Genomic DNA, 25266 nt, shown 5'->3' with positions numbered 1-25266 from the left:
TGCACTTTTCCTACACCCACCCAGGCATGTCCTGGACCGACGCTTTCTACTTCACCAACGAGACGATCACCACGACCGGATACGGCGACTTCAGCTTCGCCAAACAGCCGACCTGGCTGCGCCTGTACGCCGCAGTGCTGATGTTGGCCGGCGTCACCACCACCGCATTGCTGGTCGCCTTCATCGCCGATGTGCTGCTGTCGCGCCGATTCCTCACGTTGTCCGCCCGCCCGCGGGCGCGACACCTGCGCAACCACATCATCGTGGTGGGGTTGAGCGCGCTGGGGGTCCGGGTCGTGGTGATCGTCTCGTTGGTGAAGTAGAAAGCGTCGGTCCAGGACATGCCTGGGTGGGTGTAGGAAAAGTGCAGCAGGGTCGTCGAGCTGATGATCAAGAGGACGAGGGCGGCTATCAGCGGGTAGAAAGCGGGATTGACCTCGTTGGGCAGGGCCCGCACCGCGTAGAGGACACGGCGCAGCCGGGATTGGCGCGACCGCATCTTCGGGTTACGTGGCACCTTGACGCCGCAGGCGGCCGCCTCCTCGGTGGTGCCGATCATTGCCGTCCAGTCGCCGGCGTTGACCCGCAAATCGCGCCCGGGGCACACCACGACCTCACCGGGGTGGTCGGCGTCCTCGTTGTGCACCATCGCTACCGGGGCGAGGTCGCCATAGATCTCGCGCAGCGACGCGTCGAACGGCGCCTCGGCGCCGAAGACCACGAATTCGATACCTGCCACTTCGAAGGGATGTGTGGTGCGTGCCAGGCACGCCTCGACGACCGCGGCCCCCGCCAGATCCGCGACGCCCAGGATGGAGCTGGGCCCCTCGTCGGCAGCGACCGCCTCGCGCAACACGTCGTTGGCCACCCGCGCCACCACACGGATGTCCGGGTTGGCCTTCCGCGCCAGCAGCGCAATCTCCAGGTTCGTCGCGTCGTCGTCTCCCGCGCACACGACGGCGGACGCCGTGGTGACGCCCGCCCTGGCGAGCTGGGTCTTGACCCGGGCGCCCGCGAGTTCCGAATCGAGAAGCCTGGCGACGCGCGCGCCCGCCCGCTTCAGCTCATCGACGATCGTCGACGCGAGCGCGTCATCACCGCTGACGATGATGCACTGGCTCATGAGGTCCTATCCCTCCGCGAAACAATTACTACCCTCCGGTGAACGTCGACCTGGATTGGTTTTCTCCATGCGTCCGGTGGTGCAGAGACGCGAAACCCATGTGGCACAAGCACTTATTTCGCTTAGGCGGGTGTCACGCGCTACTCCAAGGAAATGGAGATCTAATTCGATGCTAACAGACAGATTTGGAGTGCGGTGAGACTGAACGCATCCACCGTGCAAGAGCAGAGGCCCGGAGCGTACAAATACGCCCTCCGATTGCGCTGGAGCGCAACAGAACTCAATTAATACAACCATGACTTGTGTGAATTGCTATATTAGTGGTGGCGGTCAGCCGTGTTAGAAGATTTGCTGTACAACACCTTTGACGTTCCTGTGGTGATGCTGGTCATCGGCTCCTCGGCGCGGCGGGCTGGGTGTCGGCTACCAAGTGCCATACATCACAACGGGTTTCGCGTCGGACTTTTCGAGCCGTCCCGGGTGCCAGAGAAAGGCATCTGCATTACCGATTGGCGCTTGTTTGTTACATCCAGGTCACCCCGCTGGGAGTGTCCTGGCAATTATTCTGCCAATCTCCTGTGTTTGTTCTTCTAGGTCGCGGACGGTAGGGCGACAAAAACAATTGTGGCAGATACTCTTTCGGCGGGTTCCCGGATCGAAGGGGGCAAATGTCATGCTTGGGGGAAGGAATATCGCCTGTGGCAACACCTTTGGCTGAGCGACGGACCGTTGATCACAAGGCATGGTCGTCGTCGTTCTCCGACGTCTGCAAACGAGGCTTGCTCGGTAAACCCCTGATCAACTCGCAGCTCGAGCACGAGAAGTTGTCCAACCCGGTCGCGCTCGGCGTGCTCTCACCCGACGCGATCTCATCGACCGCCTACGGCTCCGAGCAGATCATGATCGAGCTGCTGCCGGCGGCGGGGATGGCCGCGTTCGCCCTGTTGCTTCCCATCACCGGGGTCATTCTCTTGATCCTGGTGCTGGTCGCCGCGTCCTACCGCCAGGTGGTGATGGTCTATACGCGGTCCGGTGGGTCCTACGTCGTTGCGCGAGAGAACTTCGGTCCCCGGGTGGCGCAGGTCGCCGCGGCCGCCCTGCTGATTGACTACGTCGTCACCGTCGCGGTGCAATGCGCGGCGGGCACGGTGGCGGTGGCCTCGGCGCTACCGGTCCTTGGCCCCTACAGCCTCGAGATCACGGTCGGCATGGTGCTGTTGATGTGCTTTGCCAACCTGCGCGGGTTGCGGGAAGCCGGCGCGCGTTTCGCGTTGCCCACCTACGCCTTTGTGGCCATGGTCTCGCTGACCATCGTGGTCGGCGTCATTCGTGAACTGATCGGCAACCTGCCGGTCTACGATCCCCAGCACATCGCCGGAGCGGTGCCCGTCCACCAGGGCAGCGGCCTGGTGATGGGCGCGACGCTGTTGATCGTGTTGCGTGCGTTTGCCAACGGCGGCTCGTCACTGACCGGGGTGGAAGCCATCTCGAATACGGTCACCACCTTCCGCAAGCCGGAGGGCATCAACGCCCGCCGGGTGATGACGATCATGGCCTGCATTCTCGCGTTCCTGCTGGCGGGAGTGGCCTGGCTGACACATGTGACCCACGCCGTCCCGTACTCCGACGGATACCCGTCGATGCTGTCCGAGATCGCCCGGGCGGTCTTCGGCCACGGAGCAGTCGGCAACGTCTTGTACATCCTGGTGCAGGCGTCGACCGCGGCCATCCTCTACACCGGTGGTAACACCAGCTTCAACGGCTTCCCCGCGCTGGCCAATTTCGTTGCGGGAGACCGCTTTTTGCCCCGCCCGTTGATGAAGCGCGGCCATCGACTGGTCTTCTCCAACGGCATCATCGCCCTGACCGCGCTGTCGGTCGCGCTGCTGCTCATCACCGGCGGCTCGGTTGACGCATTGGTGCCGTTCTACGCGATCGGTGTGTTCACCGGCTTCTCGATGGCCGGCTACGGCATGACCAAACACTATCTGTCCGAGCGCGGCCCGGGCTGGCGGCGCAAGGCGGCGGTCAACCTGTCGGCCGGGATCCTGTCGACGATCGTGGTGGGCATCTTCGCGGTGGCCAAGTTCACCGAGGGCGCGTGGCTCATCGTCGTCGTATTCCCGCTACTGGTGTTGGGGTTGATGCGACTCAACCGGCAGTACCGCGTGGAGGCGTCCGTGCTGGAGATGTCGCGCACGGAAAAGCCGGTCCTCTCCCGATACACGCGGCACCGGGTATTCGTCTTCGTGGATTCCGTCGACCTCGCGGAGGTCGAGGCCATGCGATACGCGAACGGACTTCACGCCGACGAGCTCACCGTCGTGCACTTCGTGGTCGACTCGGATCACGCAGCGCGGTTGTCGCGGCGCTGGGAGGTTTTCGAACACGACACCCCGCTGCGCCTGATCGACTGTCCGGATCGGCACCTGAGTCGGGCCGCCCATGAATTGGTCCTGCGGGTGCTCAACGAGCATCCGGATACCAAGGCGACCGTGCTGCTGCCGCGCCGGACCTACTCGCCGCTCGTGGGCCGCCTGTTGCACGATCGCACCGCGGACAAGATCGCCCGGGCGGTCAGCCGGATCCCGGGCGCGGCCGCGCAGATCGTGCCTTATGACATCGAGTCCCGCATCGCCGAGGTCACCCGCGCGGGATGAGGCAATCCGGTCTCGAGAAAGGGATGTTGTGACGCAACCGAGTGGCGAGATACCGCTCTCCTTCACCGACAAGTGCAAACGGCTTTTCCTCGGGGAGCCGTTGACCACCGACCAGCTGGACGGCGAGAGACTGCCGAATCACATTGCCCTCGGCGCGCTTTCGCCGGACGCGATCTCATCGACGGCGTACGGCACCGAGCAGATCATGGTCGAGCTGCTCCCGGCGGCCGGCCTGGCGGCGTACGCGTTGGTGCTCCCGATCACCGGTGTCATCTTGGTGATTCTCGCGCTGGTGTGCGCGTCGTACCGGGAGGTCGTGATGGCCTACACGCGGGCCGGCGGTTCCTACACGGTCGCGAGGGAGAACTTCGGTCCGCGGGTGGCGCAGGTTGCTGCGGCGGCGCTGCTGATCGACTACGTGGTGACCGTGGCGGTGCAGCCCGCGGCGGCGACAGTGGCGGTGGTGTCGGCGATTCCCCCGCTGCGGCCCTATCACCTGGAGATCACGTTGGCGGCGGTCGTGCTGATCTGCCTGGCCAACCTGCGCGGGCTGCGGCGGTCGGGCCGCACGTTCGCATTGACGACCTACGCCTTCGTCGGGATGATCACCGTGACGATCCTGACCGGGTTTGTGCGTGAAATGTTCTGGGGGTTACCGCGATACGATCCGCAGCACATCGCCGGCGCGGTGCCGGTGCATCAGGGCGGCGGCTTGGTGATGGGTGCGACGGTCCTGATTCTGTTGCGTGCGTTCGCCAACGGCGGCACCTCGTTGACCGGCGTCGAGGCGGTGTCCAACACCGTCAACGTCTTCCAAAAGCCGCAGGGCCCCAACGCGCGTCGCGTGCTGACGTGGATGGCCTGCATCCTCGGGTTCTTGCTCATTGGTGTGGGCTGGCTGACCCACGTCACGCACGCCGTGGCCTATCTCGACGAATACCCGTCGATGCTTTCGGAGATAGCCCGGGCGGTCTTCGGCCACGGCGTGATCGGCAACGTCCTGTACTTCCTAGTTCAGGCGTCGACCGCGGCGATCCTGTTCACGGGTTGCAACACCAGCTTCAACGGCTTCCCCGCGCTGGCCAGCTTCGTCGCCGAGGACCGTTTCCTGCCCCGCCCACTGACGAAACGCGGCCATCGCCTGGTGTTCTCCAACGGCATCTTCGTGCTGACCGCGCTGGCCATGGTCCTGCTCGTCATCACCGAGGCGAAGGTGAGTGCGCTGGTGCCCTTCTTCGCGATCGGCGTCTTCACCGCGTTCGCGATGGCCGGCTATGGCATGGCCAAGCATCATCTGACCCGGCGCGAGCCGGGCTGGCGTGCCAAGCTGGCGGTCAACCTGTCGGCGGGGGTCATGTCGACGATCGTGGTGGGGATCTTCGTGGTGGCCAAGTTCACCGAGGGCGCCTGGCTGATCGTCGTGATCTTCCCGCTCCTGGTGCTGGCCTTGACGAGGCTCAACCGGAAATATCGCGACGAGGCCTCCGTGCTGGAGATGACTCGCGCCGAGGACCTCGACCTGGCGCGGCATCCGCGACTTCAGGTACTGGTCTTCGTGGACACGATCGATCTGGCCGAGATCGAGGCGGTGCGCCTCGGATATGGCCTACATGCCGACGAGCTGACCGCCGTGCATTTCGTCATCGACGTCGATCACGCGGTGCGGCTTCGCGAGCGGTGGGATCGCTTCGAGCACGACACCCCGCTGTGGTTGATCAACTGTCCCGATCGCCATTTGAGCCGGGCCGCACACGAATTGGTGCTGCGGGTGCTCAAGGACCACCCGGACACCAGGGTGACGGTGCTGTTGCCGCGCCGCACGTACTCGCCCCTGTTGGGCCGGCTGCTGCACGACCGCACCGCGGACAAGATGGCCCGCACCGTCAGCCGGGTCCGGGGCGCGACCGCCATCATCGTCCCGTACGACATCGAGTCGCGGATCGGACGGCTCGCGCCCAACGGTTTTGACGCCGACGAGGCGGTAGTGGTGACCCCGATATCGAGTCTCGTGGGCGACTGACCCCGGGGCGGCCGGCGCCGAGGCGACGCTGGCCGCAAGAATTCGAACTAAGTTGCGCGAGTGTGCATCCATGGCGATTTTTGGGGCCGTTTTTGTCGGTGGGGGTGGCTAGTTTGGCGGTATGAGTCCAGATGGTCATCCCGACGCCGAGGCGGTGTTCGATGACCTGGATGCAGTTTTGGCCCGCGCCCGCGCGCTGCCGGTGGACGCGATGACGGTGCGGCAGCAGCTGGCGATGCTGGAACGCTGCGAGCAGGCGCGCCGCCAACTGCCCGCACTCGAACACCCGGTGATCAACTCCCTGGCCCATCAGGCCACCCCCGAAGAGTTGGGCGGCACCTTGGCGCATGCGATCGCCGAGGCGACGTTGGTCAGCCGCGCGGAGGCTTCACACCGGGTCAAGGAAGCGGTGGATCTGGGCCCGCGGCGCGGGCTGACCGGCGAACCGCTGGAGCCGATTCTGCCGGCCACCGCGGCCGCCCAACGCGCCGGAAAACTGGGCGGCGGGCAGGTGGCGGTCATCCGGAAGTTCTTTCACCACCTGCCCGGCTGGGTCGATGCCGCCACCCGCGCCGCGGTCGAGGCCGACCTGGCCACGCACGGAACGCAGTACCGGCCCGAACAATTGGCCGCGCTCGCCGATCACGTCGCCGATTGCCTCAACCCCGACGGCACCTACCGCGACGAGGACCGGGCGCGGCGCCGCGGCCTGGTGTTGGGCAAGCAAGCCGCGGATGGCATGTCCGAGCTGCGCGCCCTGCTCACCCCCGAGGCCCGCGCCACCCTCGAGGCGGTGCTGGCCAAACTCGCCGCGCCCGGCATGTGCAACCCACTCGAGGACACCCCGTGTGTGGACGGGGCCCCGAGCCAGGAGGCCATCGACCGCGACGCCCGCTCGGTGGCCCAACGCAACCACGACGCACTGCTGGCGGCCAACCGCGCGCTCCTGGCCTCGGGAGAACTCGGCCGCCACAACGGGTTACCGGCCTCCATCATCATCACCACCGCCCTGGCCGACCTGCAGGCCGCCGCCGGTCACGGCCGCACCGGTGGTGGCACCCGGTTACCGATCAGCGACGTGATCCGCCTGGCCCGCCACGCCCACCATTATCTGGCCGTCTTCGATCACGCCAAACCCGTGGCCCTCTATCACAGCAAGCGGCTGGCCTCCCCGGGGCAACGCATCGTGTTGTACGCGAAAGACCGCGGGTGTTCGGCGCCGGGCTGCACCGTGCCCGGCTACCTCTCCGAGGTCCACCACGTCACCGACTACGCCCAATGCGGCCGCACCGACATCGACAACCTCACCTTCGCCTGCGGACCCCATCACCGCCTGCTCAAACCCGGCGGCTGGACCACCCGCACAAACACCAAAGGCGACACCGTCTGGATCCCACCCCCACACCTGGACCGCGGCCAACCCCGCACCAACACCTTCCACCACCCCGAAAAACTTCTCCACGACGACGACGATGACGACGCGGCATAGTCACTCGGTCAGCGTCGCGCGGATGCACTCGGTGACGTAGGGGAGCGCCAGCCCCGTCGAATTCGCCAGCGCCGGATGGGTGGCCAGCAACTCACGCACCTGGTCCAGCGTCCTGGTGCGTACCTCGGTCGGCGAGGTGATGCAGTAGCTGCGCGACGCGACCAAGTCGATCAGCGCTTGCGGCGTAAGGTAATTCGTCCACTCGACCTGGTGGCGCTCCGGCTCGGTGAACGATTCGGACAGCGTGACGTCGAAGCGGCCGCGGTCGCCGTCGGAACCGATGATCTCGCCCAGCTCCCGCACCCAGCCCAGCCGCTCGTCGCGGGTATTCCACACCAGGCCCAGCCGCCCGCCGGGCCGCAGTACGCGGGCCACCTCGGGGATGGCGCGCTCGGGATCCACCCAGTGCCACGCCTGCGCGACCAGTACGACGTCAACGCTGTTGTCCGGCAAGGGAATCCCTTCCGCGGTGCCCAGGAGCGCGCGGGTCTCCGGCAGCGAGGTGCGCAACACCTCCAGCATGTCGGGAATCGGGTCGACGGCCACAACGTCCAGCCCGCGTTCCACCAGCCGGGTGGTCAGCTTGCCGGTGCCCGCGCCGAGGTCGAGCACCTGGCGCGCGCCGCGCGGCAGCAGCCAGTCGATGGCCTCCGGCGGGTAGGACGGGCGTCCCCGCTCATAGGCCGCCGCCGCGGAACCGAACGACAGGGAGCGGTCGTGGCGAGAACGGGTCACCGCCGTCACGTGCCTTCGTTGGCGGCGAGATCGAGCGTCTTGCGAATAAGTTCCCCGACCGCCTCGGATTCCACCAGGAAGCCGTCGTGCCCGCAGATCGACTCGACAACTTCCAGGCCGCCGCAGCCCGGCAGCAGCTCGGCGAGCTCCTCCTGCAACCGCAGCGGGTAGAGCCGGTCGGAGGTGATGCCGCCAACCACGGCGGGCACCGGGCAACCGGTCAGGGCCTTGCGCACCCCGCCGCGACCGCGGCCGACGTCGTGGCTGTTCAGCGCCTCGGTCAGGGTCACATAGCTGCCCGCGTCAAAGCGGGCCAACAGCTTGTCGCCCTGGTGTTCGAGGTAGCTCTGCACGGCGTAGCGGCTGTCCTCGCCACCCTGCTTGTCGTTGCCGAACCGGGTGTCGAGCTCCGTTTCCCCGCGGTAGGTCAGGTGGGCGAAGCGGCGGGCGATGGTCAGGCCGGTGTCCGGGGTGCGGCCGGTGTCGTGGTAGTCGCCGCCCTGCCAGTTCGGGTCGGCCTTGATGGCCGCGATCTGTGTGGTCTGGGTGCCGATCTGGTCCGCGGTCGCCCGCGCGCCGACGGCCAGCAGCAGCCCGGCCCGCACCCGGCTCGGGTGACCGACCATCCACTCCAATGCCCGTGCGCCGCCCATGGAACCACCAACAACGGCGGCGACCTCGTTGATTCCCAGCGCGGCCAGTGCGGCGATGTCGGCCTCCACCTGGTCGCGGACCGAGACCATCGGAAACCTTGAGCCCCAGGGCTTTCCGTCGCGGGCCAGCGAGCTGGGCCCGGTGGAGCCGCGGCAACCGCCCAGCACGTTGGTGGCCACGGCGCACCAGCGGTCGGTGTCGATCGGCGCGCCCGGCCCGGCCACCCCTTCCCACCAGCCGCCCGTGGGATGACCCGGTCCGGCGGGGCCGGTGATGTGCGAGTCACCGGTCAGCGCATGCAGCACCACCACCACGTTGTCACGACTCGGCGACAGCTGACCCCAGCGCTGGACGGCGATGCACACGTCGTCGATCACCGCGCCACTCTCGGTGGTCAGCGAGCCGATGTGCACCAGGCCGATCTCGCCTTCGGCGGGCAGCGCCTGGGTCGGAACGTCGGAGATCGTCATGCCCGGGCTCCCTAGAACGCCGCCACGGCTTGCGGGTCGGACGCCTCGGCACCGTACTTACGCGCGGCGGCGAAACCGAGTTCCAGGTCGGCCAGGATGTCGTCGATGCCCTCGATCCCGACGGCCAGCCGCACCAGCCCCGGCGTGACGCCGGTGGCCAGCTGCTCGGCCGGGCTCAGCTGGGCATGCGTGGTGGACGCCGGGTGGATCACCAGCGAGCGCACGTCGCCGATGTTGGCGACGTGGCTGTGCAGCTTCAGCGCGTTGACGAACGCCTTGCCGGCCTCGACGCCACCGGCCAGCTCGAAGGCCAGCACGGCGCCGGTTCCCTTGGGCGCCAGCTTCTTCGCCCGCTCGTGCCACGGCGAGCTGGGCAGGCCCGCGTAGTTCACCGACAGCACGCCGTCGTGACCCTCGAGGAATTCGGCGACCCGCTGCGCGTTGGCGACATGCCGCTCGACGCGCAGGCTCAGGGTCTCGATGCCCTGGGCGACCAGGAACGCGTTGAACGGCGAGGCGGCCGACCCGAGGTCGCGCAGTAGCTGCACCCGCGCCTTGAGCGCGTACGCCGGCGGCCCGAGCTCGGCGAACACCACGCCGTGGTAGCTCGGGTCGGGCGTGGTGAAGCCGGGGAAGCGGCCCTGCGTCCAGTCGAAGGTGCCGCCGTCGACGATGACGCCGGCGATGGCCGAGCCGTGCCCGCCGAGGTACTTGGTGGCCGAGTGCACGACGATGTCAGCGCCGTGGGCGAACGGCTGGATCAGGTAGGGCGTGGCGATGGTGTTGTCGACGACCAGCGGTATTCCGTTGGAGTGGGCGACCCCGGCCACCCCGGGAATGTCCAGCAGGTCGATCTGCGGGTTGGAGATCGTCTCGCCGAAGAACGCCTTGGTGTTGGGCCGCACCGCGGCCTGCCAGGAGTCCAGATCGTCCGGGTCGTCGACGAAGCTGACCTCGATGCCGAGCTTGGCCAGCGAGTAGTGGAACAGGTTGTACGTGCCGCCGTAGAGCCGCGGGCTGGAGACGATGTGATCTCCGGCACACGCGAGGTTCAGGATCGCGAAGGTCTCCGCGGCCTGCCCGGAGCTCAGGAAGAGCGCGGCCACGCCACCCTCGAGGGCGGCGATGCGCTGCTCGACGACGTCGGTCGTCGGGTTGCCGATCCGGGTGTAGATGTTGCCCGGCACCTCGAGCCCGAACAGGGCGGCGGCATGGGTGGTGTCGTCGAACGTGTACGAGGTGGTCTGGTAGATCGGCAGGGCGCGGGCGTTGGTGGCCGGGTCCGGGTGCTGGCCGGCGTGCACCTGCCTGGTCTCAAACGACCAGCCGGCGGTCGGATCGGTGTCGTCGTTGCTGGTGGCATCGCTCATGGAAAGCTTCCCCTGTCTGGCTCAGGGGCCCGTCATGGCGGACCCGCGCTTGCCGGATAGCCGGTGCTTGGCTACTCAACCTGGTCATCACCCGGGGCACCCCACCGCGGTTGGAGGGTTGCCGGCCAGCAAGCCGGGGCTTGATGCTGGCGCTCATGACCAATACGAAGATTAGCTTACTGTGCCGACCGGATGCCAATGGCAGGTCGACACCTGCCCAAACGCCCTTGATAACGTGGCAGGAAGAACGCTGAGCCCCCCAGAGATCTGACCGAATATTCGAGGATTTTGACGCCGGGAAGAAGGACCGTGAGCGCCGAACAGCCGACCGTCATCTACACACTGACCGACGAAGCGCCGTTGCTGGCGACCTACGCCTTCCTGCCGATCGTGCGCGCCTTCGCCGAGCCGGCGGGCATCGAGATCAAGACCAGTGACATCTCCGTGGCCGCCCGGATCCTCGCCGAGTTTCCCGACGATTTGACCGAAGAGCAGCGGGTTCCGGACAACCTCTGCGAGCTGGGCGAGCTGACGAAGCTGCCAGACACCAACATCATCAAGCTGCCGAACATCAGCGCCTCGGTGCCCCAGCTGATCGCCGCCGTCAAGGAGCTGCAGGACAAGGGATACAAGATCCCGGACTTCCCGCAGAGCCCGAAGACCGACGAGGACAAGAAAATCCGCGCCCGCTACGGCAAGTGCCTGGGCAGTGCGGTCAACCCGGTTCTGCGGCAAGGCAACTCGGACCGCCGCGCGCCGAAGGCGGTGAAGGAGTACGCGCGCAAGCACCCCCACAGCATGGGGGCGTGGTCGCCGGCCTCGCGCACCCACGTCGCCACCATGCGGCACGGCGACTTCTATCACGGCGAGAAGTCGATGACGCTGGACCGCGACCGCAACGTGAAGATGGTGCTGGAGACCAAGAGCGGGAAGACCCTCGAGCTCAAGCCCAAGGTGGAGCTGCGCGACGGCGACGTCATCGACTCCATGTTCATGAGCAAGAAGGCCCTGGTCGAGTTCTACGAGGAACAGATGCAGGACGCCTACGAGACCGGCGTGATGTTCTCGCTGCACGTCAAGGCGACGATGATGAAGGTCTCGCACCCGATCGTGTTCGGCCACGCCGTCAAGGTCTTCTACAAGGACGCGTTCGCCAAGCACCAGGAGCTCTTCGACGAGCTCGGTGTCAACGTCAACAACGGATTGGTCGACCTCTACAACAAGATCGAGTCGCTGCCCGCGTCGCTGCACGAGGAGATCATCCGCGACCTGCACGCCTGCCACGAACACCGTCCCGAACTGGCGATGGTCGATTCGGCCAAGGGCATCACCAACTTTCATTCGCCCAGCGACGTGATCGTGGACGCGTCGATGCCGGCGATGATCCGCGCGGGCGGCAAGATGTGGGGCGCCGACGGGCGGCAGAAGGACACCAAGGCCGTCAACCCCGAGTCGACCTTCTCCCGGATCTACCAAGAGATCATCAATTTCTGCAAAACCCACGGCCAGTTCGATCCGACGACGATGGGCACCGTCCCCAACGTCGGTTTGATGGCGCAGCAGGCCGAGGAGTACGGCTCGCACGACAAGACTTTCGAGATCCCCGAAGACGGCGTCGCCAACATCGTCGACCTCGACACCGGGGAGGTGCTGCTCAGCCAGAACGTGGAGGAGGGCGACATCTGGCGGATGCCGATCGTCACCGACGAGGCGATCCGGGACTGGGTCAAGCTGGCCGTCACCCGGGCGCGCAACTCCGGCATGACGGTGGTGTTCTGGCTGGACACGGAACGTCCGCACGAGGTGGAGCTGCGCAAAAAAGTCAAGGCGTACCTGAAGGAACTCGACACCGAGGGCCTGGACATCAACATCATGCCGCAGGTGTGGGCCATGCGGTACACGCTGGAGCGCGCGATGCGCGGGCAGGACACCATCGCCGCGACCGGAAACATCCTGCGCGACTACCTCACCGACCTGTTCCCCATTCTGGAGCTGGGCACCAGCGCCAAGATGCTGTCGATCGTGCCGCTGATGGCCGGCGGCGGCATGTACGAAACCGGGGCGGGCGGTTCGGCGCCCAAGCACGTCCATCAGCTGCTCGAGGAGAACCACCTGCGCTGGGATTCCCTCGGTGAATTCCTCGCTCTGGGAGCGTGTTTCGAAGACATCGGCATCAAGACCGACAACGAGCGCGCCAAGATCCTCGGCAAGACGCTGGACGCCGCGATCGGCAAGCTGCTGGAGAACAACAAGAGCCCGTCGCGCAAGGCCGGGGAGCTCGACAACCGTGGCAGCCAGTTCTACCTGGCGCTGTACTGGGCGCAGGAACTCGCGCAATCCGACGACGAGGAGCTGCGCGAGCACTTCGCCGCGCTGGCCGACGAGTTGGGCCGCAACGAGGACACCATCGTGGCCGAACTCGCCAAGGCACAGGGCGAGACCGTCGACATCGGTGGTTACTACTACCCGGACAGCGAGAAGACGACGGCGGTGATGCGGCCGAGCAAGACGTTGAATGAGGCGCTGGCCGCTTCGCAAAGCTCGTAAGCTTCAAGGGCCGCTAGATAGGGAGTTGACCCGATGTCCACCGACAAGATCAAGGTCAAGGGCCCGGTTGTAGAGCTCGATGGTGACGAGATGACCCGCGTCATCTGGAAGTTCATCAAAGACCTGCTTATCTTGCCGCACCTGGACATCAACCTGGACTACTACGACCTCGGCATCGAGAACCGCGACCGCACCAACGACCAGGTGACCATCGACGCCGCGTACGCCATCAAGAGGCACGGCGTGGGCGTCAAGTGCGCGACCATCACCCCCGACGAGGCCCGTGTCTCCGAGTTCAACCTGAAGAAGATGTGGCTGTCGCCCAACGGCACGATCCGGAACATCCTGGGCGGCACCATCTTCCGCGAGCCCATCGTGATCTCCAACGTGCCGCGCCTGGTGCCCGGCTGGACCAAGCCGATCGTCATCGGCCGGCATGCGTTCGGCGACCAGTACCGGGCGACCAACTTCAAGGTCGACAAACCCGGCACCGTGTCGATCACGTTCACGCCGTCCGACGGCAGCGAGCCGATGGTGCACGAGGTGGTGTCCATTCCCGACGACGGCGGCGTCGTGATGGGGATGTACAACTTCAAGGAATCCGTCCGCGACTTCGCCCGCGCCTCCCTTTCGTACGGCCTGAACGCCAAGTGGCCGGTGTACCTGTCCACGAAGAACACCATCCTCAAGGCCTACGACGGCATGTTCAAGGACGAGTTCCAGCGCATCTACGACGAGGAGTTCAAGGACAAGTTCGAGGCCGAGGGGCTGACCTACGAGCACCGGCTGATCGACGACATGGTGGCCGCCTGCCTCAAGTGGGAGGGCGGGTACGTGTGGGCCTGCAAGAACTACGACGGCGACGTCCAGTCCGACCTCGTCGCGCAGGGCTACGGCTCACTGGGGCTGATGACGTCGGTGCTGATGACCGCCGACGGCAAGACGGTCGAGGCCGAGGCCGCGCACGGCACCGTCACCCGGCACTTCCGCCAGTACCAGGCCGGCAAGCCGACCTCGACGAACCCGATCGCCTCGATCTTCGCCTGGACGCGTGGGCTGGCGCACCGCGGCAAGCTGGACGACACCCCCGAGGTGATCGAGTTCGCGCAGACGCTCGAGGACGTGGTGGTCTCCACGGTCGAGAGCGGGAAGATGACCAAGGACCTGGCCATCCTCATCGGCCCCAAGCAGGAATGGCAGCAGAGCGAGGAGTTCCTCAACTCGATCGCCGAGAACCTGGAAAAGAAGCTGGTCAGCTAGCCGACGGGTTGGCGCCGCGGCTCGCCGCGTTGCACTCGTCGAGGAACGCGATGACCAGTCCGGCGACGCGGTCCGGCGCCTCGAACATCGGGATGTGCCCCACGCCGTCGAGCTCGGTGACCTGGTGGTCGTCGGGCAGGTGGGTGGTGAAATGCCTGCTGAACCGGGGGGCGGGCACGATCCGGTCCTTTTCGCAGATCACCAGGTGCGCCGGGACGGCGTTCTCGGCCAGCTCCCGCAGGCCGTGCAGCAGCAGCGACTTGACCAGCAGCTGGAAGTAGGCGGGGCAGTGGGCGACGTCGTCGATGCAGCCGAGCAGCTGCTCGTCGGTGACCCCGTCGGGCCGCGCGCTGATCGCGTAGGTGGCCAGCTGGCGGCTGAACGGCAGGCGCATCACCTTCGGGCCGAACAGCCAGGCCAGCACCAGCAGCGGAATGCCCAGGATGAACTTGGCGATCACCTCGAACTTCGCCGGGCTCCAACGCGTCCACCCGCCGGCCGGGGCGATGCCCATGACGCTGCGCGCTCGCCCGCGCCGCTCGAGTTCGAACGCGACCCAGCCACCCAGCGAGTTGCCCACGATGTGGGCGGTGTCCCAGCCCAGCTCGTCCATCTGCTGTTCCACGTGGTCGGCCAGGACCGCCGAGGACAGGAACCAGGTCCCCGCGGAGGGGCCGCCGTTGTGGCCGGCCATCGTCGGGGCGAACACCTCGTACCGTCCGGTGTCGGCCAGCCGCCGGGCGACGTCCTCCCAGACCGCCTGGGACAGCAGGAACGGGTGCAGCAGCAGGACCGGCTCGCCCGAGCCGAGATGGATCGGTGGCCGCGTCCCCGTGTTGCTGTTGATCCTCTTGCTCCCCATACCGCCGACATTAAATGCGGTACCGCCGGTACCGCAAGCGAGCGCCCGGCCGGCCGGGCACCGCGCACTCGGCGGCGGCGCATGCCCGGCAAGACCCGCGTGAAAAGATCGGTGCATCATGAGCACCGCTACCGGATCCGGCCGGATTTTCTCCGGCGTGCAGCCCACCTCCGACTCGCTCCACCTCGGGAACGCGTTGGGTGCCATCACCCAGTGGGTCGCGCTGCAGGACCAACACGAGTGCTTCTTCTGCGTCGTCGACCTGCACGCCATCACCATTCCCCAGGAACCCGAGGCGCTGCGCCGCCGGACCCTGGTGACGGCGGCCCAGTATCTGGCGCTGGGCATCGACCCCGCCCGCAGCACCATCTTCGTGCAGAGCCACGTGCCCGCCCACTCTCAGCTGGCCTGGGTGCTGGGCTGCTTCACCGGGTTCGGGCAGGCGTCGCGGATGACGCAGTTCAAGGACAAGTCGGCCCGCCAGGGCGGCGACTCCACCACCGTGGGCCTGTTCACCTATCCGGTGCTGCAGGCCGCCGACGTCCTGGCCTACGACGCCGAGCTGGTTCCGGTGGGCGAGGACCAGCGCCAGCATCTGGAGCTGGCGCGCGACGTGGCGCAGCGGTTCAACAGCCGGTTCCCCGACACCTTCGTGGTGCCCGATCTGCTGATCCCCAAGGTCACCGCCAAGATCTACGACTTGCAGGACCCCACGTCGAAGATGAGCAAGTCCGCGGCCACCGACGCCGGCTTGATCAACCTGCTCGACGACCCCGCCGCGTCCGCGAAGAAGATTCGTTCGGCGGTCACCGACAGCGAGCGCGAGATCCGCTTCGACACCGAGGCCAAGGCGGGCGTGTCGAACCTGCTGACCATCCAGTCGGCGGTCACCGGCGTGGCCATCGACAAGCTCGTCGAGGGTTACGCAGGACGGGGTTACGGCGACCTGAAGAAGGACACCGCCGAGGCGGTCGTCGAGTTCGTCAGCCCGATCAAGGCGCGCGTCGACGAATTGCTGGCCGACCCAGCCGAATTGGAGGGCGTGCTCGCGGTCGGGGCCGAGCGCGCCGAGGATGTCGCAGGCAAGACCGTTCGGCGGGTCTACGATCGGTTAGGGTTCCTTCCGCAGCGAGGATGAGTTCACCATGAGCGAGCCGGCCAAGGCAGGCCTCCTCGGTCGGCTGCGGGCCCGGCACGGCTGGCTCGACCACGTCATCCGCGCCTTTTTTCACTTCAGGGATTGCAGTGGCAACCTGCTTGCGGCCGGCCTCACCTACTACACGCTTATCGCGTTATTTCCCTTGCTGATGGTCGGTTTCGCGCTGGGTAGCTTCGGATTGTCGCGTCATCCTGAGCTACTGGGCACGATCGACGAACACGTCCGGTCCTGGGTGTCCCCCGAGTTGGGGCAGCACCTGGTCAACCTGATCCATTCGGCGATCGCGGCCCGTGCATCCGTTGGTGTGATCGGGTTGGTAGTCGCGGCCTGGCTGGGCCAAACGTGGATGTATCGCCTCCGGGAGGCGCTGGGCCGAATATGGGAGCACCCAGTGGACTCCGTGGGTTTCGTCCGCACGATACTGTCCGATCTGGCCGCCGTGGTGGGGACGTTGGTAGTGGTCGTGATCACCATGGGACTGTCCGCGCTGGGACACGAGAAGCCAATGCGAGCTGCGCTGAAATTGCTTGGTATACCGGAACTTTCGGTGTTTCACTGGGTATTCCGAGTTATTTCGGTGCTGACGGCGTTCGCGGTGTCGTGGCTGGTGTTCAGCTGGGTGATCGTGCGATTGCCGCGCGAGGCGGTCGGCATCGTCACGTCGATGGAGGCCGGCTTGATTGCGGCCGCCGGGTTCGAGTTGTTCAAGCTGTTGGGATCGCTCTACCTGAAGATCGTGCTGCGCAGCGCCGCCGGGGCCACCTTCGGTCCGGTGCTGGGTTTGTTGGCGTTCGCGTACGTCACCTGGCTCTTGGTGCTGTTCAGTACCGCCTGGGCCGCGACGGCGTGGGACGGCCCCCGCGCCCGGCAGGCAGACCCGCCGGGGATCATCGCCCCGGGGGTGCAGCCGGCCGCCGACGCGCCGCCACAAGCTGGGATCCCTGCGGTGGCGCGGGGTAAGAACTCCTCATGACCGAACCTGCAAAGCCCGGAATCCTCGACCGGTTGCGGGCCCGGCACGGCTGGCTCGACCACGTCATCCGCGCCTACCAGCGCTTCGACGACCGCAACGGGGGGTTCTTCGCGGCCGGCCTCACCTATTACACGATCTTCGCGTTATTCCCTTTGCTGATGGTGGGTTTCGCGGCCTTCGGGTTCATCCTGGCCCGGCGCCCGGAGCTGCTGAAGACGATCGACGACCATATCCGGTCCCAGGTCACCGGCGCGCTGGGGGACCAGCTGCTGGATCTGATGAACTCCGCGATCGCCGCGCGCACGTCGGTGGGTGTCATCGGCCTGGCCACCGCCGTCTGGGCGGGCCTGGGCTGGATATCGCATCTGCGGCAGGCGCTGACGGAGATGTGGTGGGACGAGCGCATCGAGTCGCCCGGCTTCGTCCACAACAAGTTCTCCGATCTGTTGGCCATGCTCGGGACGTTCGCGGTGATCGTGGCCACCGTCGGCCTGACCACCATTGGCCATGACGCGCCGTTGGCGGCGTTGCTCAAATGGCTCGGCATACCGCAACTCGTGGTGTTCGACTGGTTCTTCTGGCTGCTGTCGATCGTGATCTCGACGGCGGTGTCGTGGTTGTTGTTCGCCTGGATGATCGCCCGGCTGCCGCGCGAGAAGGTCAGCCTGACCGATTCGATGCGGGCCGCGCTGATGGCGGCGGTCGGGTTCGAGATCTTCAAACAGGTGGGATCGCTGTACCTGCGGGCGGTGCTGCGCAGCCCCGCGGGCGCGACGTTCGGCCCGGTGCTGGGTCTGATGGTGTTCGCCTACGTCACCTCATACCTGGTGCTCTTCTGCACGGCGTGGGCGGCGACGGCCTCCGGTCACCCGCGCACCCGCCACGTCGCCCCTCCCGCGCCGGCGATCATCGCCCCCCGTGTGCAGCTCGACGACGGCATCGGCACGCGCCAGACGTTGACCGCGATGGCGATGGGAGCCGTTGGGGCGCTGGCCCTTTCCCGCATCACCCGGCGGCTTCGTTAGCGGCCTACCCGCCAACGGCCGGCGACCATGACCGCCGTAACCCGCAGATCACCGTCCAGCACAACCAGATTCGCGTCATAGCCGGAGCGCAGGAAGCCGATCCGCTCGAGGCCGAGCGCCCGCGCCGGGGTACCCGAGGTCGTCAGCGCCGCGGCGGCCAGCCCCGCACCGGCGTTGACGTTGCGAAAGAGCGCGTCCATCGTGGCGGTGCTGCCCGCGATCGTCGAAGTCCCCCGCACCCGTGCCACCCCCGAGACGACGTCGACGGCCACCGCGCCGAGGCGAAACGGCCCGTCCCCACGGCCGGCCGCGGCGATGGCGTCGGTGACAAGGGCGACCCGGTCGGGCCCCGCGGCCGCGATCACCGCGTCCACGACGGCCGGGTGCACGTGCACGCCGTCGGCGATCAGCTCGACGGTGACCCCCGGGTCCCGGAGCAGGGCGAGCGCCGGCCCGGGCTCGCGATGGTGCAGTGGCGGCATCGCGTTGAACAGGTGGGTGCCGACCGTGGCGCCCTGCGCGATGGCGCGTTCGACCTGCTCGTAGGTGGCGTCCGTATGCCCCACCGCCACAACGACTCCGGCGTCGCGGAAGCGGCGGATCGCTTCGTCGGCGCCGGGCAGCTCCGGGGCGAGCGTGACCATCCGGATCGCGCCGCCGCCCGCGGCCAGCGCGGCGTCGACCTCCGCCGGATCCGGGGCGCGCAGGAGCGCGGGGTCGTGCGCCCCGCAGCGGGCCCGGCTCAGCCACGGCCCCTCCAGGTGGATGCCCGCGACGATCCCGTGCCGGGCGGCTTCGGCCAGCGCGCGCACGCCGGCGAGCAACTCCGCCGGCGAGGTGCTCACCAGGCTGGCGAGCGTGGTCGTGGTGCCGTGCCGCAGGTGGAATTCCGCCGCACCGGCGATGCCGTCGCCGTCGGTGTAGGACGCCCCGCCGCCGCCGTGCACGTGCATGTCGATGAAACCGGGGACCACGGCCCCATCGGGGAAGGCGTCGTCGGCCGGGCGGGGCGGGGCCCCGGCGCCGCACGCCACGATCCGCGGCCCGTCCGTCTCGAGCCATCCCGGCCGGCGGACCCATCCGTCGAGCACCATCGTGCCCGCGGCGATCAGTCCCATCGGCCGCCGTTTTCCCAGAAGTAGCGGATCTCCTCGAGTTGGCGGCCCTTGGTCTCCGGCGCGTACCGGTAGACCACGACGAACGCGACCGCAGCCAGGGACGCGAACACCGCGAAAGTTCCCGCGCCGCCGAGGGAATGGAGCATGGTGAGGAAGACGGCGGCGACGATCGCGTTGGCCACCAGGTTCGAGGTCAGCATCGTGCTCGACCCGATGGAGCGCAGCCGGGACGGGAAGCTCTCGCTGGCGTACACCCAGCCCAGGGAGCCGAAGCCCATCGTGTAGCCGAAGATGAACAGCACGATGCCGGCGAATCCGAGGACCGCGCCGCCGATGCCCCGCCCGAACACGGCCATCAGCACGACGTCGGCGGCGATCATCATGGCGATGCCGGACAACAGGATTGGGCGCCGGCCCAGCCGGTCGACCAGCAGCAGCGACGCGCCCACGGCCGCCAGCCCGGCGACCTGAACCAGGGCCGGCAGCGCCAGCAGCGCGAAATTTCCGGTGAAGCCCATGGCCTGGAAGATCCGCGGGCTGTAATAGATGATCGCGTTGATGCCGGTGATCTGGATCAGAAAGCCGAGCGTGATCACGAAAGCGGTGGCGCGCGAATACGGCGGCCGCAGCATCTCCGACCAGCCGCCCTTGTGACCGGAGGAGCCCTCGCCGAGCGCGCGGCCGATCTCGGCGAGTTCCTCGTCGACGCGGGCGTTGGGCTCCACGCGCAGCAGCGCCCGGCGGGCCTCCTCGAGGCGGCCCTTGAGCACGTACCACCGCGCCGTGTCGGGCGCGCGAATCAGCAACGGCAGCAACACGATGGCGGGCACGGCGGCCAGTCCCAGCATCCAGCGCCAGCTGTGCGACCCGGCCAGCAGGTAGCCGGTCAGGTAGCCGACGATGAGCCCGCTGACGATGGCAAGCTGGTAGGCCGTCAGCAGCGAGCCGCGCACCGCGGTCGGGGCGGACTCCGCCACGTACACCGGCACCACCACCACCGCCACGCCCAGCGTCAGGCCCAACAGGAGCCGGGCCGTCAACAGCATCGGCAGGGACACCGACAGCGCGCCCAGCAGAGCGAACACCGCGTAGGCGACCAGGAGCAGCACCACCGACTTCTTCCGCCCGATCGCGTTCGCCAGCACGCCCGCGCCGAGCGCCCCGGCGATCTGCCCGATCACCACCATCGTCGTCAGCAGTTCTTGTTGCCGCGTGGACAGCCCAAAGTCCTCGGTGACGTACAGCTGCGCGCCGGCGATGATGGACAGGTCGTAGCCGTAGATCAGGCCCACGCTCGCGGCGGTCAGCGCGACCGCCAGGCCGCGCCGGGCGTTGGTCATCTGGGTGAGTTTAGTGTCGCCGCCGACGGGATCGACGCACTCGCCGTCGGCGCTGTCAGCTAATCGCTATGGGGACTTCGCAGTCCGCAGCCGATCGCGCAGCACCTCGATGACACGCTCGGGGTCGTCGGGGCTGATGCACGGCCGCACCCGGCGCCCGAGGTGGAGCACCAGAAGCGTTCGCTTGCGGCCCCGGCGGACGTCCAGCGGGAACCAGTACCGCGGGTCGCCCGCGCCCCAGATCCGGCCTTTGCCGCTGTTCCACGTCATCTGCTCGGCCTTGACGCCCTGGATCCTGCCGTACGGGATGCGCTTCGGGTTGGCAAACGGGAAGTAGTAGCGCCGGATGGTGATGCCGTCCTCGTCGAGCCGGAGGCCGGGGTCCTCATACAGGGCTTCGCTCATCCGCAAGACGGTGCCACAGCAAACTTCTACGGTCAACGATGCTGTGGCCGGCGGTTCATCGCGCGCGCCACCATGATCAGACTGAACACGATGATCGTTCCGATGACGGCGACGCCCACCCGGATCGGCAGCGCGTCCGCGGAGGGAATCAGCCCGGCTGCCTCGGCGCCGTTGGCCTGCCGGTCGGCGGCGCTGTCGCGTTTGGCGGGCGCCAGCGAGGGGTCGGGTTCGATGAGGTTGCCGACCTGGGTGCCCTGTGGCGTGCTGAAGCCGTAGTCCAGCAGGTGCGCGGCCTGCTCCCACGGGGCGATCGGCACCCGCGTCCCGTGCAGCAACACCGCCATCAAGCGTCGCCCGTTGTGGTTGGCGGCGCCCACGAACGTCTGGCCGGCGTCGTCGGTGTAGCCGGTCTTGCCGCCCAAGGCGCCCGGGTACTTGTAGAGCAGCTGGTTGTCGTTCTCCAGTTCGTAGCCGGGATGGTCGCCGTGGCCGGGGAAGTCGAACGTCCGCGTCGCGACGATGTCGGCGAAGGTCGGGTTCTGCCAGGCGTAGCGGTAGAACAGGCCGATGTCGTAGGCCGACGTGCTCATGCCGGGCCCGTCCAGCCCCGACGGCGTGGCCACCCGGGTGTCCTTGCCGCCGAGCTTGGCGGCCAGCACGTTGATCTTCTCCACGGCTTGCTGCATGCCGCCGAGCTGCATGGCCAGCGCGTGCGCGGCGTCGTTCCCGGAGTGCATCAGCAGGCCGTGCAGCAACTGGTTGACGGTGAAGACCCCGCCTTCCTCGACGCCGACCTTGGTGCCCTCGGCGGCCGCGTCGTCGGCGGTGCCGGGCACCGACTTGTTCAGGTTGAGCGCGTTGATGGACGCCATCGCGATCAGCACCTTGATGATGCTGGCGGGCCGGTGCCGGCCGTGCGGGTCCTTGGCCGCGACCACCGCGCCGCTGTCCAGGTCCGCCACCAGCCACGCGTCGGCGGAGACGTCGGTCGGCAGCGGTGGCGTATCGGGCGCGGCGACGATGCCGCAGCTGCTCAGCGCCTCGCCGCCAACCGGCTTCGGCGGCACGGCCAGCGGGATCGGCGGATCACCGGCTTGCGGGACCTCCGACGAGTCGACCGCGGGCGGGGTGTTCACCTTGAAGGGGCAGTTGGCGGTGGCGGCGTTGGGCTCGGCGCCGGGCTCGGCACTCGCGATCGGCGCGGCGACGGCAACCGGAGCGGCGGCCACGAAAAGGGCCGCTGCCAGGCATGACGCGGGGCGTAGGAAGTCCATTGCCTGTGCACATTAGGCGATCGCGGGCGCGATTCGAGGGAGCCGCGCTGTGACTGGTGAGACGGAAGTTGCGACGCCGTCGGGCGGCGGCAACGCGGGGGAGCCACTACGCTGAGCATGCCGCCACCGTGGCGGCGCCGAATCTTCCGCCGAACCGCGAGGGCCAAGACATTCCCAACGATCGATTCTCGTTTCGTCGGCGGCGCAAGAGCGACGCTCCGCGGTCGCTGCAACAACTGCTCAGGGAGGTCGAGAAGGCGTCGCAGGTCCGGCGCTCCGGCCTGGAAAGTGTGCTGATCGAACTGCAGCACCATCGAGACGCGACGCCCGACGCCGGCCTGCGCGAGGCGCTCACCTGGCTGTGCAACGCGGTGTCGCGGATGGTCAGCAACCCGAACGCCGCGCATTCGCGTGAGGTGCTGATCGCCGCCGACGCGGTGAAGCGCGTCTAAAGCTTTCCAGGCACCTCGCCGAGCACGCCGCGCAGGATGGATTCGATGGTGTCGAATTCGGCCTGACCGCTGATCAGCGGCGGCGCCACCTGAACCACCGGATCGCCGCGATCGTCGGCGCGGCAGTACAGGCCCGCCTCGAAGAGCGCCGGCGACACGAAGCCGTGCAGCACCCGTTCGCACTCTTGCGCGCTGAACGTTTCCTTGGTCGCCTTGTCCTTCACCAGCTCGATGCCGTAGAAGAACCCCTCGCCGCGGACGTCGCCGACGATGGGCAGGTCGTAGAGCTTCTCCAGCGTGGCGCGGAAGGCCGACGCGTGCTTCCTGACGTGGTCGTTGAGGCCCTCACGCTCGAAGATGTCGAGGTTGGCCAGCCCCACTGCCGTCGAAACCGGATGTCCGCCAAAGGTATAGCCGTGCGGGAAGACGGTGGCGCCGTCGTTGAACGGTTCGAACAGCCGCTCGTCGGCGATCATCGCGCCCAGCGGCGAGTAGCCCGACGTCAGGCCCTTGGCGCAAGTGATCATGTCGGGCACGTAACCGAGGTCGTCGCAGGCGAACATCGACCCGATCCGGCCGAACGCGCAGATCACCTCGTCGGACACCAGCAGCACGTCGTAGGAGTCGCAGATTTCGCGCACCCGCTCGAAATAGCCCGGCGGAGGGGGAATGGCGCCGCCCGCGTTCTGCACCGGCTCCAGGAACACCGCGGCGACGGTCTCGGGGCCCTCGAACTCGATGGCCTCCGCGATCCGGTCGGCGGCCCACCGCCCGAAGCCCTTAGGGTCGTTGGCAAACGGCTCGGGCGCGCGGTAGAAGTTCGTATTGGGCACCCGGAAGCCACCCGGTGTCACGGGTTCGAAGGGCGCCTTGTACGCGGGCAGGCCGGTGATCGCCAGGGCTCCCTGGGTGGTGCCGTGGTAGGCGATCGACCGCGAAATCACCTTGTGCTTACCGGGTTTGCCGGTCAGCTTGAAATACTGCTTGGCCAGTTTCCACGCGGTCTCCACGGCCTCCGTCCCGCCGGTGGTGAAGAACACCCGGTTGAGCCCGCCCGGGGCATAGCCTGCGAGGCGCTCGGCGAGCTCGATTGCGGTCGGGGTGGCATAGCCCCAAAGCGGGAAGTACGCCAGTATGCTCGCCTGCCGGGCGGCGACCTCGGCGAGTTCGGTGCGACCGTGGCCGACCTGAACGGTGAACAGCCCCGACAGCGCGTCGAGGTAGCTTTTGCCCCGGTCGTCGAAGATGGTCACGCCCTCGCCGCGGACGATGATGGGCGGCGTGATGCCGGCGCCGTGCCGGGCGAAGTGCAGCCACAGGTGCTCTGTCATGGTGTCTGTGAGACTAGCCGCCGGCTCTGATGGCGTGGCTCCTTACTCGCGCCGTTTCGGCGCTCGCCGTCGCCGCGCTAGGCTCGCGATATGACCGGGACCGAACAGGTCTCACAATTCGAAGCCCTGCGACCCCACCTGATGGCGGTCGCCTACCGGCTCACCGGCACGGTCGCCGACGCCGAGGACATCGTGCAGGAGGCGTGGCTGCGCTGGGACCGGCAGGGTGCCGAAATCACCGACCTGCGGGCCTGGCTGACCACGGTGGTGAGCCGGCTGGGCCTGGACAAGTTGCGCTCGGCCGCGCACCGGCGCGAGACCTACACCGGGAACTGGCTGCCGGAGCCGGTGGTGACCGGCTTCGACCGGGCGGACCCGCTCTCGGCGGTCGTTTCCCGCGAGGACGCCCGGTTCGCGGCGATGGTGGTGCTGGAGCGGCTGTCGCCCGATCAGCGGGTGGCCTTCGTGCTGCACGACGGGTTCGCGGTGCCGTTCGCGGAGATCGCCGAGGTGCTCGGCATCAGCGAGGCCGCCGCGAGGCAGCTGGCGTCGCGGGCCCGCAAGGCCGTCAGCGCGGCCCCGCCGCCCAGGCCCGACCCCTCGCACGACGAGGTGGTCGGCCGGCTGATGGCCGCGATGGCCGCCGGCGACCTGGACACCGTGGTCTCGCTGCTGCATCCCGATGTCACCTTCACCGGCGATTCGAACGGCAAGGCGCCCACGGCCGTTCAGACCATCCGCGGCCCGGACAAGGTGGTCCGGTTCATGCTGGGCCTGGCGCAGCGGTACGGCCCGGGGATGTTCACCTCGTACGAGCTGGGGCTGGTCAACGGCGAGCTCGGCATCTACACCGCCGGCCGCGCTGCTGCCGACGGGTATCGGGAGATGTTGCCGCGGATCATGGCGGTGACGGTGCGCGACGGAAAGGTCAGCGCGCTCTGGGATATCGCCAACCCGGACAAGTTCGGCGGCTCTCCGCTGCGCCGGCCCTGACACCCG

The 25266-nt window shown here is 67.6% G+C and carries 19 protein-coding genes, 2 pseudogenes and 1 riboswitch; of the genes and pseudogenes, 11 read left to right on the top strand and 10 right to left on the bottom strand.

Going from position 1 to position 25266, the window contains the following annotated elements; genetic code table 11:
- Positions 1-26: 26 nt before the first annotated feature.
- Positions 27-323: a potassium channel family protein gene (locus tag A5691_RS27015; RefSeq protein WP_369827080.1), complete on the top strand. Its 297-nt coding sequence runs from the start codon at positions 27-29 to the stop codon at positions 321-323.
- Here A5691_RS27015 and A5691_RS01280 read toward each other — a convergent pair.
- Positions 248-1123: pseudogene (locus A5691_RS01280) on the bottom strand (NAD-binding protein); the annotation flags it as partial. The gene A5691_RS27015 and the pseudogene A5691_RS01280 overlap by 76 nt on opposite strands.
- Positions 1124-1833: 710 nt before the next feature.
- Here A5691_RS01280 and A5691_RS01275 point away from each other — a divergent pair.
- From A5691_RS01275 to A5691_RS01265, 3 genes are all read left to right on the top strand, one after another.
- Complete coding sequence (locus tag A5691_RS01275; RefSeq protein WP_369827079.1) at positions 1834-3783, top strand: APC family permease; 1950 nt, start codon at positions 1834-1836, stop codon at positions 3781-3783.
- A gap of 28 nt (positions 3784-3811) precedes the next feature.
- Positions 3812-5803 carry an APC family permease gene (locus A5691_RS01270; RefSeq protein WP_082950081.1) on the top strand — a complete coding sequence of 664 codons (1992 nt, stop codon included), beginning with the start codon at positions 3812-3814 and terminating at the stop codon, positions 5801-5803.
- Between the two features lie 121 nt (positions 5804-5924).
- Positions 5925-7292, top strand: coding sequence for an HNH endonuclease signature motif containing protein (locus A5691_RS01265; RefSeq protein ID WP_068016688.1), 1368 nt, complete (start codon positions 5925-5927; stop codon positions 7290-7292).
- On the opposite strand, the gene A5691_RS01260 is transcribed toward A5691_RS01265, so the two are convergent.
- The 3 genes from A5691_RS01260 to A5691_RS01250 are packed head-to-tail and all read right to left on the bottom strand — an operon-like array spanning position 7293 to position 10521.
- Complete coding sequence (locus A5691_RS01260) at positions 7293-8027, bottom strand: class I SAM-dependent methyltransferase (protein ID WP_067751971.1); 735 nt, start codon at positions 8025-8027, stop codon at positions 7293-7295.
- Between the two features lie 5 nt (positions 8028-8032).
- Entirely contained in the window at positions 8033-9151 is a 1119-nt protein-coding gene (locus A5691_RS01255) for a homoserine O-acetyltransferase (RefSeq protein ID WP_068016685.1), read from the bottom strand.
- Positions 9152-9162: 11 nt separating this feature from the next.
- The gene (locus A5691_RS01250; protein WP_068016682.1) at positions 9163-10521 is read right to left on the bottom strand and encodes a bifunctional o-acetylhomoserine/o-acetylserine sulfhydrylase; all 1359 of its coding nucleotides are present in this window, start codon (positions 10519-10521) and stop codon (positions 9163-9165) included.
- Positions 10522-10561: 40 nt separating this feature from the next.
- Positions 10562-10682, bottom strand: a riboswitch (SAM riboswitch).
- Positions 10683-10830: 148 nt separating this feature from the next.
- On the opposite strand from A5691_RS01250, the gene A5691_RS01245 reads away from it, so the two are divergent.
- Together A5691_RS01245 and A5691_RS01240 are read left to right on the top strand one after the other, a co-directional pair.
- Positions 10831-13068 (top strand): NADP-dependent isocitrate dehydrogenase, encoded by a 2238-nt coding sequence (locus A5691_RS01245; protein ID WP_067778834.1) that lies wholly within the window; start codon positions 10831-10833, stop codon positions 13066-13068.
- A gap of 33 nt (positions 13069-13101) precedes the next feature.
- Positions 13102-14328, top strand: coding sequence for an NADP-dependent isocitrate dehydrogenase (locus tag A5691_RS01240; RefSeq protein ID WP_067751948.1), 1227 nt, complete (start codon positions 13102-13104; stop codon positions 14326-14328).
- Here the strand turns inward: A5691_RS01240 and A5691_RS01235 are convergent.
- Positions 14321-15118, bottom strand: coding sequence for an alpha/beta fold hydrolase (locus A5691_RS01235; protein ID WP_067778856.1), 798 nt, complete (start codon positions 15116-15118; stop codon positions 14321-14323). The genes A5691_RS01240 and A5691_RS01235 overlap by 8 nt on opposite strands.
- Positions 15119-15308: 190 nt before the next feature.
- On the opposite strand from A5691_RS01235, the gene trpS reads away from it, so the two are divergent.
- The 3 genes from trpS to yhjD (A5691_RS01220) are packed head-to-tail and all read left to right on the top strand — an operon-like array spanning position 15309 to position 18347.
- Positions 15309-16328 (top strand): tryptophan--tRNA ligase, encoded by a 1020-nt coding sequence (gene trpS, locus A5691_RS01230; protein WP_068016679.1) that lies wholly within the window; start codon positions 15309-15311, stop codon positions 16326-16328.
- A 7-nt stretch (positions 16329-16335) separates the two neighbouring features.
- Positions 16336-17322 (top strand): inner membrane protein YhjD, encoded by a 987-nt coding sequence (gene yhjD, locus A5691_RS01225; protein ID WP_068016677.1) that lies wholly within the window; start codon positions 16336-16338, stop codon positions 17320-17322.
- Positions 17319-18347, top strand: a complete 1029-nt coding sequence (gene yhjD / locus A5691_RS01220) for an inner membrane protein YhjD (protein ID WP_067751939.1) — start codon at positions 17319-17321, stop codon at positions 18345-18347. The genes yhjD (A5691_RS01225) and yhjD (A5691_RS01220) overlap by 4 nt, the downstream gene beginning before the upstream one ends.
- On the opposite strand, the gene nagA is transcribed toward yhjD (A5691_RS01220), so the two are convergent.
- The 4 genes from nagA to A5691_RS01200 form a co-directional block, all read right to left on the bottom strand.
- Entirely contained in the window at positions 18344-19465 is a 1122-nt protein-coding gene (gene nagA, locus A5691_RS01215) for an N-acetylglucosamine-6-phosphate deacetylase (RefSeq protein ID WP_068016674.1), read from the bottom strand. The two genes, yhjD (A5691_RS01220) and nagA, sit on opposite strands and share 4 nt — an antisense overlap.
- Positions 19456-20805, bottom strand: coding sequence for a sugar porter family MFS transporter (locus tag A5691_RS01210; protein ID WP_067751933.1), 1350 nt, complete (start codon positions 20803-20805; stop codon positions 19456-19458). Before A5691_RS01210 ends, nagA begins: the two co-directional genes overlap by 10 nt.
- Positions 20806-20871: 66 nt before the next feature.
- On the bottom strand, positions 20872-21210 hold the full coding sequence (locus A5691_RS01205; protein ID WP_067751930.1) for a hypothetical protein: 339 nt from the start codon (positions 21208-21210) through the stop codon (positions 20872-20874).
- Positions 21211-21242: 32 nt separating this feature from the next.
- Positions 21243-22484 (bottom strand): D-alanyl-D-alanine carboxypeptidase family protein, encoded by a 1242-nt coding sequence (locus tag A5691_RS01200; RefSeq protein ID WP_067751927.1) that lies wholly within the window; start codon positions 22482-22484, stop codon positions 21243-21245.
- Between the two features lie 227 nt (positions 22485-22711).
- Between A5691_RS01200 and A5691_RS01195 the strand changes: the two genes are divergently transcribed.
- Positions 22712-22936, top strand: coding sequence for a hypothetical protein (locus A5691_RS01195; RefSeq protein WP_067751965.1), 225 nt, complete (start codon positions 22712-22714; stop codon positions 22934-22936).
- On the opposite strand, the pseudogene A5691_RS01190 reads toward A5691_RS01195, so the two are convergent.
- Positions 22933-24294: pseudogene (locus tag A5691_RS01190) on the bottom strand (aspartate aminotransferase family protein); the annotation flags it as partial. The gene A5691_RS01195 and the pseudogene A5691_RS01190 overlap by 4 nt on opposite strands.
- 63 nt (positions 24295-24357) lie before the next feature.
- On the opposite strand from A5691_RS01190, the gene A5691_RS01185 reads away from it, so the two are divergent.
- On the top strand, positions 24358-25260 hold the full coding sequence (locus A5691_RS01185; protein WP_067887028.1) for a sigma-70 family RNA polymerase sigma factor: 903 nt from the start codon (positions 24358-24360) through the stop codon (positions 25258-25260).
- The last annotated feature ends 6 nt before the right edge of the window (positions 25261-25266 follow it).

Source organism: Mycobacterium sp. E183, from assembly GCF_001667735.1.
In the GTDB taxonomy this organism is placed as follows: domain Bacteria; phylum Actinomycetota; class Actinomycetes; order Mycobacteriales; family Mycobacteriaceae; genus Mycobacterium.
This window is presented reverse-complemented; position numbering and strand designations above follow the sequence as displayed.

Coding starts and splice junctions, on each gene's coding strand:
- A5691_RS27015 (WP_369827080.1), top strand. CDS start 27: ATGTCCTGGACCGACGCTTTCTACTTCACCAACGAGACGATCACCACG.
- A5691_RS01265 (WP_068016688.1), top strand. CDS start 5,925: ATGAGTCCAGATGGTCATCCCGACGCCGAGGCGGTGTTCGATGACCTG.
- A5691_RS01255 (WP_068016685.1), bottom strand. CDS start 9,151: ATGACGATCTCCGACGTTCCGACCCAGGCGCTGCCCGCCGAAGGCGAG.
- A5691_RS01250 (WP_068016682.1), bottom strand. CDS start 10,521: ATGAGCGATGCCACCAGCAACGACGACACCGATCCGACCGCCGGCTGG.
- A5691_RS01240 (WP_067751948.1), top strand. CDS start 13,102: ATGTCCACCGACAAGATCAAGGTCAAGGGCCCGGTTGTAGAGCTCGAT.
- trpS (WP_068016679.1), top strand. CDS start 15,309: ATGAGCACCGCTACCGGATCCGGCCGGATTTTCTCCGGCGTGCAGCCC.
- yhjD (WP_068016677.1), top strand. CDS start 16,336: ATGAGCGAGCCGGCCAAGGCAGGCCTCCTCGGTCGGCTGCGGGCCCGG.
- yhjD (WP_067751939.1), top strand. CDS start 17,319: ATGACCGAACCTGCAAAGCCCGGAATCCTCGACCGGTTGCGGGCCCGG.
- nagA (WP_068016674.1), bottom strand. CDS start 19,465: ATGGGACTGATCGCCGCGGGCACGATGGTGCTCGACGGATGGGTCCGC.
- A5691_RS01210 (WP_067751933.1), bottom strand. CDS start 20,805: ATGACCAACGCCCGGCGCGGCCTGGCGGTCGCGCTGACCGCCGCGAGC.
- A5691_RS01205 (WP_067751930.1), bottom strand. CDS start 21,210: ATGAGCGAAGCCCTGTATGAGGACCCCGGCCTCCGGCTCGACGAGGAC.
- A5691_RS01200 (WP_067751927.1), bottom strand. CDS start 22,484: ATGGACTTCCTACGCCCCGCGTCATGCCTGGCAGCGGCCCTTTTCGTG.
- A5691_RS01185 (WP_067887028.1), top strand. CDS start 24,358: ATGACCGGGACCGAACAGGTCTCACAATTCGAAGCCCTGCGACCCCAC.